Origin of the sequence: Photobacterium sp. NCIMB 13483 (assembly GCF_003025475.1) — a bacterium.
GTDB lineage: Bacteria > Pseudomonadota > Gammaproteobacteria > Enterobacterales > Vibrionaceae > Photobacterium > Photobacterium piscicola.
Genome location: NZ_PYLV01000007.1, coordinates 108,601 through 123,088, shown reverse-complemented (window position 1 = coordinate 123,088; position 14,488 = coordinate 108,601). Strand labels below are relative to the sequence as shown.

General features: G+C 39.9%; 10 protein-coding genes and 1 tRNA gene. 1 reads left to right on the top strand and 10 read right to left on the bottom strand.

The window, feature by feature from the left end:
• Positions 1–3: 3 nt before the first annotated feature.
• The 8 genes from C9I86_RS08000 to C9I86_RS07970 form a co-directional block, all read right to left on the bottom strand.
• Positions 4–1,758 carry an NADH-quinone oxidoreductase subunit C gene (locus tag C9I86_RS08000; protein WP_080156311.1) on the bottom strand — a complete coding sequence of 585 codons (1,755 nt, stop codon included), beginning with the start codon at positions 1,756–1,758 and terminating at the stop codon, positions 4–6.
• A 9-nt stretch (positions 1,759–1,767) separates the two neighbouring features.
• Entirely contained in the window at positions 1,768–2,721 is a 954-nt protein-coding gene (locus C9I86_RS07995) for a respiratory chain complex I subunit 1 family protein (RefSeq protein WP_107276090.1), read from the bottom strand.
• Positions 2,721–4,652, bottom strand: coding sequence for a proton-conducting transporter membrane subunit (locus C9I86_RS07990; protein ID WP_080156313.1), 1,932 nt, complete (start codon positions 4,650–4,652; stop codon positions 2,721–2,723). The genes C9I86_RS07995 and C9I86_RS07990 overlap by 1 nt, the downstream gene beginning before the upstream one ends.
• Entirely contained in the window at positions 4,649–5,263 is a 615-nt protein-coding gene (locus tag C9I86_RS07985) for a 4Fe-4S dicluster domain-containing protein (protein WP_080156314.1), read from the bottom strand. Before C9I86_RS07985 ends, C9I86_RS07990 begins: the two co-directional genes overlap by 4 nt.
• A gap of 365 nt (positions 5,264–5,628) precedes the next feature.
• Positions 5,629–7,470 (bottom strand): selenocysteine-specific translation elongation factor, encoded by a 1,842-nt coding sequence (gene selB, locus C9I86_RS07980; protein ID WP_107276089.1) that lies wholly within the window; start codon positions 7,468–7,470, stop codon positions 5,629–5,631.
• Positions 7,470–8,879 (bottom strand): L-seryl-tRNA(Sec) selenium transferase, encoded by a 1,410-nt coding sequence (selA, locus tag C9I86_RS07975; RefSeq protein WP_241956861.1) that lies wholly within the window; start codon positions 8,877–8,879, stop codon positions 7,470–7,472. Before selA ends, selB begins: the two co-directional genes overlap by 1 nt.
• Positions 8,880–8,978: 99 nt before the next feature.
• A tRNA-Sec gene (locus C9I86_RS20045) sits at positions 8,979–9,070 on the bottom strand.
• Between the two features lie 205 nt (positions 9,071–9,275).
• Positions 9,276–9,875, bottom strand: a complete 600-nt coding sequence (locus C9I86_RS07970; RefSeq protein WP_080156317.1) for a hypothetical protein — start codon at positions 9,873–9,875, stop codon at positions 9,276–9,278.
• 62 nt (positions 9,876–9,937) lie between these two features.
• On the opposite strand from C9I86_RS07970, the gene C9I86_RS07965 reads away from it, so the two are divergent.
• Positions 9,938–11,059 carry an SEL1-like repeat protein gene (locus C9I86_RS07965; RefSeq protein ID WP_107276087.1) on the top strand — a complete coding sequence of 374 codons (1,122 nt, stop codon included), beginning with the start codon at positions 9,938–9,940 and terminating at the stop codon, positions 11,057–11,059.
• A 121-nt stretch (positions 11,060–11,180) separates the two neighbouring features.
• On the opposite strand, the gene C9I86_RS07960 is transcribed toward C9I86_RS07965, so the two are convergent.
• Together C9I86_RS07960 and C9I86_RS07955 are read right to left on the bottom strand one after the other, a co-directional pair.
• Positions 11,181–13,940 carry a hypothetical protein gene (locus C9I86_RS07960; RefSeq protein ID WP_107276086.1) on the bottom strand — a complete coding sequence of 920 codons (2,760 nt, stop codon included), beginning with the start codon at positions 13,938–13,940 and terminating at the stop codon, positions 11,181–11,183.
• 17 nt (positions 13,941–13,957) lie between these two features.
• On the bottom strand, positions 13,958–14,479 hold the full coding sequence (locus C9I86_RS07955) for an OmpA family protein (protein WP_107276085.1): 522 nt from the start codon (positions 14,477–14,479) through the stop codon (positions 13,958–13,960).
• Between the last annotated feature and the right edge of the window lie 9 nt (positions 14,480–14,488).

Below are 14,488 nucleotides of genomic sequence, written 5' to 3'. Positions count from 1 at the left end.
CTCCTAAAGCTTGAATGGCGAGTTCTTGCGGTCAATGCTGTATTGCTCAATCGCTTTATAAGGAACTGTTTTACTACGTTGTTTTTTAGTATCAACAATAGTTACACGGTCAGTACATGAGTAACATGGATCTAAGCTACCAATGATTAACGGCGCATCTGCCACAGTGTTACCACGTAACATATAGCGTAATGTTGGCCAGTTAGCATATGTAGCCGCACGACAACGCCAGCGGAATAACTTCTGATTATCGCCGGTCATGCTCCAGTGAACGTTTTCACCACGTGGTGCTTCAGTAAAGCCCAATGCGAATTTATTCGGTTTATAGTCAAAGCCTTCAGTTAAAATCGCACCTGGTGGCAAGTGATCCAAACCGTATTCAATCACATTTAATGATTCAAACACTTCGCGTACACGTACCATTACACGAGAGAATACATCACCATTTTCCATCACTTGAATATCAATCGGTACGCTACCGTATGACTCTAATGATTGGCCATGCACAATACGCACATCACGGTTAAAACCACTCGCACGGATCAATGGACCTACAGGGCTGTAATCACGTGCAATTTGCTTTGATAAAATACCCACACCTTCAGTACGACTACCGATATTTGGTGTCGCAAGTAGCACATCCACCAGCTCAGAGAACTTCTGACGGACTTCTTTCACCATCGCAATACCTTGTACGCGCTGCTGTTTTAGAAAATCACGACGTACGCCACCAATTAAGTTCATGCCATATGTTTTACGGGCACCTGTTAGTAACTCAGCCAATTCCATGGTCTTTTCACGCACACGGAAAAATTGCATAAAGCCTGAGTCAAAACCAACGAAATGGCTTGATAAACCAATGTTTAATAAGTGACTGTGCAGACGTTCAACTTCAAGTAATACGGTACGGATCATCTTGGCGCGGAATGGCACATCCACTGATAATGCATTTTCAATGGTATTGCTGTAACCGACACTATGAGTAAAACCACAGATACCACATACACGGTCAGTTAACTGTGCCACTTCATGGTAACCCATGCGTGTTTCAGCTAATTTTTCCATACCACGGTGAACATAGAACATACGGTAATCCGCATCAACAATGTCTTCACCATCAACGAACAGACGGAAGTGACCCGGTTCATCCGACGTAATATGTAACGGACCCACAGGCACGATACGGTTGCTGTCATTACCCAGTTGATTATCAAATTGGTACGTTTCAGTTTCTGTTGTTGGTTGTGGACGCTGACGGTAATCCATTGCATCTTTACGCAATGGGTGCAGGTTTTCAGGCCAATCATCGGGTAGAACTAAACGACGTTCATCAGGCAAACCTACTGGGCGTAGACCGTACATATCACGGATTTCACGCTCGCCCCATACCGCAGCAGGAATGGTTGGAGTAATAGAGATAAACTCTTGGCTATTAGCATCAACTAAGACTTTTACCGTTACCCAGCTTTTTACTTCACCTTCCATAGAAAGCGCATGATAAACCGCAAAGTGACCATTAAGGCTACGTTCATCATTACCAAAAGTAACCGTTAACCAGCCGCCTTGATCGTAGTAAAGCCATTTCATCACCTCAACCAACGAAGTCATTTTAACGGTGATAGTCACTTGGTTTTCGGTCTGCCACTCTTCATCAATAATTGCGGATGGAAAGAAATGATTCACACCATCGACATAATTTTTACCAATACGACCCGCTTGTGGCTGCGAGTGAAATTGTTGAGATGTATTGTTTGTCATATCTATTACTTACCAACCAAAAATTAAAAATATCAGTGCCAATACAGCCACTAAAAACGCAGGGAAAATCGTACGGTGAATTTGAGTAAAACGTACACGTGCCATGGTGTTTTCAACTAAACCAGCAATCAAAAACACCACAAACAATTTAATCAACAAAATGATGGAAGCTGAAAATAAGCCACCAAAACTTAAGCTGCTTGCTTTACCCCAAGGAATGAAAATCGCAAGGAATAACTGTGCAACAACAAGTTGTTTTAAACCTAAACCCAATTTCACCATCGCCAATGCAGAACCTGAGTATTCTGTTACTGGACCTTCTTGAAGCTCTTGCTCTGCTTCTGCACTGTCAAACGGTACTTTGCCCATTTCGATAAACAATGCAAACGCACATACAAGACCTGCAAGAATAACGGTTAATGGATGCTGCCAATGGTTATTCGCTAACGCGTGGCTGATATAACCTAAGTCAGTGGTACCAACACTTAACGCAACCACGACAATTGCAAGAATTAGAATTGGCTCAACTAAGATACCCAACGTCAATTCACGGCTACTACCGATACCTGCAAACATACTGTTTGAATCGATACCTGATAATGCGAAGAAGAAACGGAAAATCGCTAACAAGTAAATATCGGTAATAATGTCACCCGAAATTGGAAACGGTGACACTTGAGTAACGGTAGGCAGTGCCATGCCAATTAATAGCATTGTCACTACAAGTACCCATGGCATTATCCAAAAAATAAAACCAGAGTTTGCAGGTGCTACCGATTGGCGACGCAATAATTTGGCAATATCACGGTAATCTTGTAATACACCAGGCCCTTGACGCGAATGAATTTTAGCGCGAATAACGCGAGAAAAACCCGTTGCCAGTGGCGCTAACATCAGCATTAAAATAGCTTGGACAATCGCTAAAACAATCCAACCCGCTGTTGGCATTTCAAGTGGGGACATTAGAGACTAACTCCTGAAATGAGAGGAACAAACAACACCACAATCACCACCGCAATAACGCAGAAGCGACACACTTTACGACTATCGAGTGTTGGATTTTCACCACCTTCACTTAAATGAGGCAATACAAAACGCTCAGTCAATGATGCTTGGCGGTTGTTATAAATAAAACCAAACATATTACGCATCGGACGGGTAATACTTGCAGCAGAAACCGTCATACGTTGTTCGTATTGGTAACCACACGCCCAAGGATCACCTTGATGACGACGAGCAAGACGACGTTGACGGAAAGCATAAAGTAACGCAGCAGGTACTAAAGTTAATAGTGCCAGTGCAATGGCGATGACAGGTGTTGAAAGGATCGCTTGATCAGCAACCGCAGGGTATACCGTTAAACCATGAGCAACCGCTAATGGTGCCATATTTAACATTGATGAAGCAATTGATGAGAAGTAAGGTGCTATCCATGGTGCACACACGCCTAATACCACACACAATATTGCCAGTGATGTGGTTGCGGTGATCATTGCAGGACCCACTTCTCGAGTATTGGCTGCGCGTTCTGTTTTAGGTGCGCCAGTAAAACAAATACCGTATACCTTCACAAAACACATACATGCTAATGCGCCCGTAAACGCAAGCATTACCATACCAAATGGACCAAAGACTAGGTTTGCAACTGTGCCAACTTTACCCATGCTAAATAGCGATTGGTAAATAAACCATTCTGAGACAAAACCATTTAATGGCGGCAATGCACAAATTGCTAACGTACCAATCAAAAATGCTGCGGCTGTTTTAGGCATTGTTTTCGCCAAACCACCCATGTCATCCATTTCTTTGGTATGCATACGAAATACAATTGAACCAGAGCCTAAACATAACAGGCCTTTGAACACTGCGTGGTTTAATAAATGATATAGACCACCAAGAAGACCAAGCAATGCTAATACTGGATGATGTGAAGCAATACCAATCATACTCACACCCACACCAATTAAAATGATGCCGATATTTTCAATAGTATGGTATGCCAACAATCGTTTGATATCGTGTTCTGCTAGTGCATACATTACGCCAAGCACAGAAGACACTGCACCAAAGATTAACACCAAGAAGCCCCACCATAATTGGGTTGCGCCAAGGAATAAAATCGCAAACTTCAAAATACCGTAAATACCAATCTTAACCATCACACAAGAAATCAAGGTTGAGCAGTATGACGGTGCAATCGGATACGCTTTAGGTAACCAGCCATGTAAGCCAATACCAGCCGCTTTAATACCAAAACCAACTAAGGCTAATAAGAACACTAGAGATGCCGTTGCTCCAGTAACAGGGTTATGCATGATGGCACTAAACTGATAACTATCGGCATGAGAAGCAACGATCATAAATGCCACTACAACTAAAAAACTGGCTGCATGATCAGCAATAAAATATTGCAAGCCTGCTTTTTTACTTGTCGCACTACCATCACTAGTAATAATTAACCAAGAAGCCAGTGAAATGATCTCCATAAATACAATAAAGACCATTACATTGGCTGACACCACAAGCGCTGTCATCGCTGCGGCAAAAATATTGAACAGGACATTAACCTTCCAACCACCTTTGCCGTAGTATTCTTCTAAATAGTTAATTGAATAAACTGAAGCTGCCATGGTTACGACTGAAATGACCACCACCATTAGTGCTGATAGCATATCCATACTAAACCAATGACTGATCGCCGCCGTCGCATCCGCTGTATCGAAACCCGAAACAATCGTGCTTACCCCTGCAATGATGCCAAACAATCCACCAAATGCACTGATTACTCCAGCAATACGTAAACTTTCTTGCTCATGTTTACGCCCCTGATACGATAAAATCGCAGCCACGGCATAACTAATTAAAGCAAAACAAACTAAAACTAATGGGCTCATCGTGTTACTGCTCCACCTTTGGCTGACGCTGAACTATCTGCCGCGCACACACGTTTAATATCACGTGTTTTCGCGATACTTGCTTCATCAATCAGGATTATCGCTTGCGTTGGACACACTTCAGCACACGCGGGTCCTTGTTCTCGAAAACCACACAAATCACATTTAACCGCAATGCTTTTTACTCCTGGTTCCCAAGCAAGAATATCTTGACCAAATGTACTTGGAATAGAAGTTGAAGGATTACTTGAACGGATAGTGGAAGGGATATAAGTATCGTAGCTATTTGCCATCGCAATAGGTCGACTACCATCAAATGCGATTGCACCAAAAGGACAAGCAACAGCACATAAAGTACAACCAACACACAAGGTTTCATTAAGCATGACACGATCTTGTTGCTTGGTGATCGCTTGTACTGGACATACTGTGGCACAAGGTGCATCTTCACAATGACGACACATCACAGGCGCTGTGGCATCATCAAGTTTAACCACGGTTAGGCGGGGATGGCTTTGCAGTCCTTGTTGTTTATGTACTGTCGAACAAGCTGCCATGCAGGTGCCACAACCAATACACTTCTCAGGATCTGCAATTACAAAGCTTTTCATTGTCTACCTAGTCAATCGCAAAAAAACCTATTAAAGCAAGAAATATGCCACACAAGTATAATTTAAATAATAACTATAATATCAAAAGCTTAAAAATACATAATGGTAAAAAAATACTTTCTTAGATAACAATATATTGATTGTGGTGCCGTCAGCGGTAACTTCGACACAGCCATGTCGACACACTTCGACAGTCGAGTGTCGAACCATCATCTTAAAGAGCGGCGTCTATATCAGAAAAAGTACCATACGAAAAAGCCCTCTACCTATATTTCACATAAGTAAAGGGCCTTTATTGATACTCTAGATAGGATGCTGCATGGTATTAACAACGTTGCTTGCTAGCCTATATTTACCGCTATCTGTTAATGCCATGCTTTTAAAATAATGCGCTCATCATCATCACGTTTAACCCAACCATCTTTTTCCATTCGGTTCGCTAGCGGAATAGAATATTTACGACTGAGATCGGTACGATCTTTAATATCCGTCATGGTAATACGATCATGGGGTTGATGATCTGCAATTACCGCTTTCACAAGATCTAAATATACCCCCATATCAAAATAGATATTTTCATCAAGCGCGGTAATGTATTTTTGGTGGCTTAATTGACGTAACCACTTTTTACCACCGACAATTTTGACTTTATTTAACTCAAGCCCAGCTTTGCCAAACTGACGAATTTGATGCAGAATATTAAGCGCATCTTGAGGTAAATCGTCTTCATTATCACCTTGTCCAACACACCATTTACCGTAACTTAAATGCACTTTCTGTTGTTGCTTTAAACGCTGCATAATCAGTTCAATCACGGCGTCATTGATCCGTAACCGACTGCATAATTCCGTCGAAGCCATAGAGATACCACCACCCAGTAATGTTTCAACTTGTTGCGATATATCTGTTAGCCATTGGTTGTCAAAACAAAATGGTGCAATAAATGTTTGTTGTTCCGTTGGTTTAAAATCAACGTCATGACATTCAAAATAACCTTGTAGCACTAACAACATCTGTCGTTGTGACTCTGGCTGTAATTGATGCGGTAAATTATTTAGCACGTCATATAGACGGCGTTTTTGATAACCAAAAATATAATCAGTCCACACCACTTCTGCGCCATGCTGTAAACCACTGCCACCTTTTTGGATCATCGCCAATCGTTGACCAAATAATAATGGCATTGGTTTTTCAAACACTAATCGAGCTAGCTCAGTATTGGGGATATAGCTCAGACGTGCTGTTCCGTGCCATGTTCCCATCGCCACTTCCACTTGGCGTTGTTTTTTAACTTTTAACTTTGTCGCTGTTTTAGTTAATCGTACAATACATTGATCACGCAAGGTGATGTGTTGATTGATACCGGTAATCAACTGCCCTCTACCAATATCCTTACGGCCAACCCCTTTAACATTCACCGCGACACGGCATGTTGCTGAAACTGAGGTTAATTGCTGGTGATAAGCCTGAATTGATCGCACTGTCCCAACAAGGTTTGATGGATGACACCGTACTTTATCGCCAATCGCTAATTGTCCTTGCGCGAGTGTACCCGTTAGCACCGTACCAATTCCGTTAACAACAAACACCCGATCAATATACATCAGAGGATCTGTCGCAGGCTCAAGCACTGCAATATCATCACTGTTTGCTGGCGCGATAACTTTATGACGTGCAATGTTGACCTGTACGGTATCAATTAAAAGTTGGCGAAGCGCTTCAATGTTATCTTTCTTTAATGCAGAAACAGTCACAATTTCAGGTAACAACCCGCTACGTTCCATGACTTGTTCTAACACTTGGTCTTCTATTTCAGCTAATTGCTCTGCATTGACTTTATCGCGTTTATTAATACAAACAACAATATCTTCAATCCCCATCGCATGTGCAACATCAAGGTGTGAAGTGGTCATTGGCATCCAACCTTCATCGGCCGCTACCACTAATAACAACACATTTAAATGCCATACGCCCGCGACCATATTACGCAAATAACGTTCATGTCCTGGTACATCAACCACACCAATAGTATTGCCATGATCATCTTGAAAATGCGCAAAGCCTAAATCTTGGGTCATGCCTAATTGCTGCTCATGAGGACGGGCGGTGATCATGCCTGTTAACGCTTCAATCAACGCAGTTTTACCATGGTCAACATGCCCAGCAAGACCAACTACGGCTTGATATTGTGTCGATATTACCGCCATTATTTAGCCTCAGTATTTGTATAAGATTGAATATAACCGTCAAGTTGAGCAATAAAGTCGATATGATCGCTATCTAATAAAGTCGCGACATTTAATAGCAACTGATTACTATTAACATAGCCAATTATCGGAATCGGTAATTCACGTAGCGCATCTAAATGCAGTTGTGCTTTACCGGGTAAGGTAAGTTTAAGACCATAACAAGGATAGGTTTCACTAGGAATGGCACCGCCACCGACTTGCATCACCAGAGGAACAACCTGAGCATAAGATTTCCATCGTAGCGCCCATTGTTGAGCTAACGTTTGACTCACTTTAGCGCGATCTAACGCCTGTTGCGCGACACCAAAAGCCGCAGGATCACGGTTAAGTTTCTGGACTAATAATTGCTCAAGCATGGATAAAACAATTCGTCCCGGACGGAAGGTACGCATCATCGGGTTTTTAGCTAATTGTTGGCAAAGTTTTGGGCACCCTGCAATAATGCCCGCCTGCGGTCCACCAATGATTTTATCACCAGAGAAACAGACTAAATCAACGCCCATTTGCAAATAGCGTGGTAATGACACTTCACTTTGGGCATATTGTTCAGACGATAATCCAGAGCCTTGATCGATCACTAATGAAACATGCTCAGGTAGGCGTTCAGCCACATCCTGAATATCTGGCGATTCAGTAAACCCCTGCATTGAAAAATTAGACTGATGTACCATTAAGACCATCGCAGTATTTTCAGTGATCGCATTAATATAGTCATCACTGGTGGTAATATTGGTGGTGCCAACTTCAACTAACTTACAACCAGAAAGGGCTAGAATATCAGGGATACGAAAACCACCGCCAATTTGAACTTGCTCACCGCGAGAAACAATCACTTCTTTACCCGCAGCCAACGCATGCAGCACTAAGTAAACTGACGCAGCATTATTGTTTACAATTACACAATCTTCAGCGCCAATCCAACTCTGGATCAAGGTCGGTAATAAACCATTACGATCACCACGTTTACCATCAGCTAATTTCAACTCAAGGTTGTTATACCCCGTATTAACTGCTTTAACGCTGTCCCAAATTTGTTCGTTAATTGGAGAACGTCCAAGATTGGTGTGCACTGCTATACCGGTAGCATTCATTACTCGTTGTTGGCGACGACGATATAACTGACGGCAACTATCAAGCACTAAGGCCATAATATCGAGATCATTAACACCTTGAGTTTTAAAATCAGGGTGCTGACGGATAGATGCAAACAGTTGACGCAGTGTATTAGTTACAACTGGGCGACTTAATAAGCGCACATAATCAGTTAAATCTGAATGCTGAAGAAGTTGTTCAATTTGAGGTAAACGGTAGTTGATTGTTGGAGCGAGTGATGCAGAAAGTAGAGCTGGCGATGTTATTGTCGTCACGATAAGTTCCTTGGCTGAATTGCAGACAACAGCACTCATACCCTAACCCAAATAGGCAAAGTAACGAGTGTCAGAGGAACCATTTAAACGCGCGAAAAATGGCGGAAGAGGCAGGAATTGAACCTACCAAAGCTTATACAGCTCACATCGGTTTTGAAGACCGAGAAGGCCACCAGACCTCATCTCATTCCGAAATTCTTTTGCATCATAATGTAACTATCATCGTTATTATTTGATTTATATCAATTCGTAGCACAAATACCACTATACCAATAAAGTATTTATTTGAACGTGTAATATTTCATCATACAAAAGTTAAATTCCGTTATCATTATGAACAAAAAAAGCCCTACGTTACCGTAAGGCTTAAACAAAAAAGATAATATGTTTATTAAGTTATCTTACAACCCCATTATCTTGTAGGTTTTCAATTAGAATATGTGTTAATTCTGAAATAATATCGTTCATGTTATTAGGATCAACAGACTCTGATGATGTTGACCAAATAGGCTTATGGCTTTTTGTATCAAACAAGGTAAATTCAACATTCACAAATTCATAAGAAACCGTATAACTGTCATCATAAATATAGCTATACGAACTATTATAGTAATTATGGAATGATAAACCGCTGCTATATCCACCATAGCCATTACCTGGATAACGAATATTTTTATCTTCGATGTTAACTAACTTCGCAACAAAAACTGTTTGGGTGCCATTTTTCTGAATATAACTCGATAAATCCGCTTTTGATGGTAATTTATTAGGGTATATTTGAGAACTCGATACAGCATTAACCCCCTTACTTTGTAATTCTTTAACCATATCATCTTCAAATATTCGTCTAACACGTAAATTATCTGACATCGCAACCACTAATGAACTTTTTATCGGAACATTTGAATAATTTCTATCTACCCACGATGAGGTTAAATTACTAGAAGCACATGATGTTAATAACATTGTTAATATAAAAATAAAGATTGAACGCATAATACATCCCTTTAAGTTATGTTCTAAAATTAACAATAGTACAGGGATAGGAGAAAGCAATAATGAAAAAAATGATAGTATCAAGTTTAATAATACTTTGTGGTTGTAGTGCTGAAAACAATGATTCAAGTTTAGCAAACGGGTCTGAATTAAACAAACCAACCTCTATTTCAAAAAATAAAGCACTACAAACACTCTCACCATTATCTCAATCAATATTAAAGATTGAAAACACAGAAACATCTAAACCTGAGAAGGAGAATGAAATAAAAAAAATAGAATTTATGGCAGAAGATGATCCTGATGCAATGATTTATTTAGCCGCATTGTTCGAAGAAGGTGAATTAGTCACAAAATCAGAAAAGAAAGCACGTGAACTCTATAAAAAAGCAGCGGATAAAGATCATCTTCTTGCTCGCTATTATTATGCATTAATGCTTATTGATGGTAGAGGCGGTAGTGCAGATTATAAAGCAGCAGAATCAAATTTATTAATTAACGTTAAAAATCAACATGCTCCATCATCTTACTCATTAGGTTATTTATATTTTATACAAGAAAGACATCAAGATGTAATTGATATTTTAAGTAAAAACGATAATGCCAATAATGAATATTCAAATTATTTATTAGCCATTTCATATCTAGAATTAAATAAAAACACACAACAAGCGATTAATTTATTACATAACTCAGCTAAAAAAGATCATCCTTATTCTCATTTAGTATTAGGTGACATCTATCGCCGAGGACTCTATGACATCGAAATCGATACAGCAAAGAGTTTTAAACATCTTAATATTGCAGCAAAGCAAAATAATCCTAAAGCCTTATTTGATTTGGCTACATTAAGTTTGGAAAATTTATCACTTATTGAAAATGATATTAATATTGCAATAGAGCAATTAAAATCGGCAGATAAGAATGGATACCCTTCTGCCAGTTTTGAATTAGCAAAGTTATATGATCAAGGAGATCTTCTCGAACAAAATTTTGATAAAGCTATTTATTGGTATAAACGTTCAGCTGCTCAAGGAAATAATAGAGCAATGTATAATTTAGCCAGTATTTATATAAATGGCGATGGTGTCGATATCTCTATTGAAGAAGCAAAATATTGGCTTATAGAATCAGCTAAAAATGGTAATAATCGCGCTAAAGAGATTCTTCAAAACGGAGAATAAATAATTTTTATTGTATGATAATAAAAGCCCAATAATTATATTGGGCTTTTATAGTTTTACGAATAAAAAAACTTGCTTGATATAACATCAAGCAAGTATTGCCGTCACAAGTAAACGATAACTAATTATCAATACGAACACTAAATATAAGTTCTTCTGACTCACCAGGAGAAACACTTCCTATTGTTCCTATAATTGCGCCTGTAGAACCATTTGCAATCGTATTGATTGAACCTTTTGAAATACTCGGTAAAGACCCAACTACATTAAATGCTGTATAAGCGGGTGTGGCATCGGTTAAGGTCACGTTACGCGCCTCTTCAATGGCGATATTCTCTGTTGTTAACCGATACATAATGCATTGACCAGGTGCAACAGCAAAATTGGTCGTCACATAAGTACCAGAATCTGATACACCATTACAATCTAAATCAGGTGTTTGTTCTTTCGTTACTTTCATGTTTGTATTTGCAACTGTCGTTGTATCGATAATTTGCAATGTGCCACAACTTACAGTGGTTTCGACAGTCGTAATATTATCCGTTCCCTGTGGTGTATTCGCAGGCACAAAGACCTTGATAAATAAGACCTTCTGAGCACCTCCAGCAAGAGAAGCCACTGACGTTATCGCATTATCAGCCCCTGTCAGTATATTATCGCTATCAGTATCTTCATAAATAACTGTAGAAAAACCAGCTTCTGAATTCGCTACAGTTAGCACAATATTTAAGAATTCATCATTGGTGTTATTGTTTAAAATATGTTTATACACAATGCTTCCACCAGCAAACGTTACACCATTTGAATTTGGCGGACCAAAGGCCAGACATTGATTATTATTATCAACAGTCACTGCATCATATTTAATGTCTTCTGCGCCAGTTGTTGGAGAAAAGACTTTAAAATAAACATCTTGAGTGGCAGATTCTGCGTCTACAGGAACGGTCACGTCAGCATAAACAATGACCGCATCATCAGGACCTAATACTGGAATATTGGTAATAACTTCATTCTCAGCATTTTTAAACACAACAGTCCAATCTGCAGGCATGGTGTTAACAGCAAAATTTGAGCCGCTGTATTGCAACTCATAACTTTCAGCTGCATCTGACTTATTAGTTACGTATAAAGTAAACCTAGTGGTTGCACCAGGTATTACAGTATTTGTTGTAACAGCCGCAGCTTCAGGACCTGCACCATAACCACAATTATCGTCAACGGCATCACAGCTATCCTCAACTGTTAGCCCTGTTTCTGCTCTCACATTATTGGTTAAATCAACGGTACTCGCGACTATTTCTCCCAAACGATCAATAACAGTATTTGTTTTCGAGGTATCGTTTGACGATCTTGCACGCTTAACCGTCTGGTATGGTCCACCTATAGCTGAAGCAGGGAGCGTTGCAACCAATATGACTTTATATCCACACACTCCATTACTGTCAGTCACTAAGTATGATGGACAGGTTTCGCCTGCAGCAGGAATAACGCCGGTATCTGGATTACTGTCATTATCAGTATCTATTAATGGTGTTACACCATCACTTTTATATAAGAAGAAGCTAGTACCACTTGGAAATGTGGAAGATTCAATAGTGACATTAAAAATATCTTCATCATTACCCGTATTCCAGATGTAATTGGTAAAACTAACCCGTGCACCTTGCGAAGCAGACGCTACTTCAACAATCTCATGATTGGTGTCATCAAGTGCATCACAATTATTATCGGTACCAACATCACAGCCACCATTGTTAGCAATAACCGCATAATTAGACGTAATTAGAAATGGCACTCTATTGGTATTGGTTGAATCTAACTCACCTGCATCAACAGTACCGTTATTATCTTCATCAAAACCATAAATACCTTGGTTATACAATGTGGTTGCAGAAAGGCCTGAATCGATATTAACTTCAAATGTTATCGTCGCTGATTCATCGGCAGCTAAACCATCCATTACAAATTGAATTTCATCATTATCAGAACAAAGCCCACTCGGTGCAATACAAGTTGTAAAGAGTAAATCTTGATCGCCTGTTGTTTCACTTCCACCGATTGTTGCACCAGAAGCTGTGATTGTTGTTCCTGATAAACTCCAAGATACCGCGCCATTAAAACGCATCCCTTCGGGCAGAACATCCTTTAAAATCACACCATTAGTCTGTAACGGATCCATATCCGTAAGACCCACATTCGTGTATGTAAATGTTATCGTATGTGGCCCACTTGGTGATGCACCGACATTGGCACTTAATGCTTTTGAAATTTCAATAATCGGTAAATTAGTTGCAGTTACAGTATCAGTATTGGTCTGTGTTCCCACGCCACCATTTGCCACAGAAATACCATCAACACTCACCGCTTGGCTAGTTGCTGTCACCGTTAGCGCATCCGATGAATTAATTGTCGCTGCAGCATCAATATCAGCCACAATAACAAATTCAAAACTTTCACCCGCAGCTAGAGGACCAATTACAGAACCTGACGCTATTGGTGATGAACCAGGATCAGCAACACCATCGTTATTTTCATCAGGATAAATAGTTGCAGCACTAATAACAGAAGCAGGTATCACAATATCAAGTACAAAAGAATCGGTGTTATTACCGGTATTCGTTAATACATGATTGAATGTCACCGTTCGACCCGGTGCGCCCAACTTAGATTGATCATTAATCAATGTCAGTGCCGCAACAGGCTGAACAAGGGTTTCAACTAAATTAGATGTTGTGCTACGTAAAATATTGGCACTATCACGATACGTAGCACCAGCCTGATTTTTAATCACTGTACCAGATTCAGTTAAAGCCATTACAGCGAAGCTGGCACTAGCAACAACGGTTATACCTATTTTGGCGATTCCCTTGAAGACATTCATATGAAGCTCCCCCTTCCCTATTGTGCACTAGAATGACTAGCCACTGAGTTGTATTGCATACTAACCGGATTAAAATCGTCACCTAAAAGAATCAGTTGCGTGCGACGATTGACTCGATTGTTTGTTTGATTATTTGAGACAATAAACGGTTCTCTTGATCCTGAACCTAATGTCACGATACGGTGTGCAGCAAGCCCTTGCCGTTGTAAATAATTTGCAACAACGTTAGCGCGCGCTTTTGCTAATTGGTCGTTATATCCTGCTTTCCCTGAATTATCAGCAGAACCAATAACAGCCACATTTAATGTAGGATTCGCTTTCAATAATTGTGCCGCTTGATCTAATGCATGTTGTTGTTGTACATCTAGCGATTTTTTATCAAAGTCAAAATTAACGACGGTTGGCCAATAATGACCGTCGATAACTGTTGTTGTATTGCCACAAGCAAGATCACCATAGTCGGCATAAATAGCTTCATTAGAAACACAGCCTGAAATCCCTACACTTAAAAATAATAAAGAAGTTGTTAATAATTTCATGATTACATT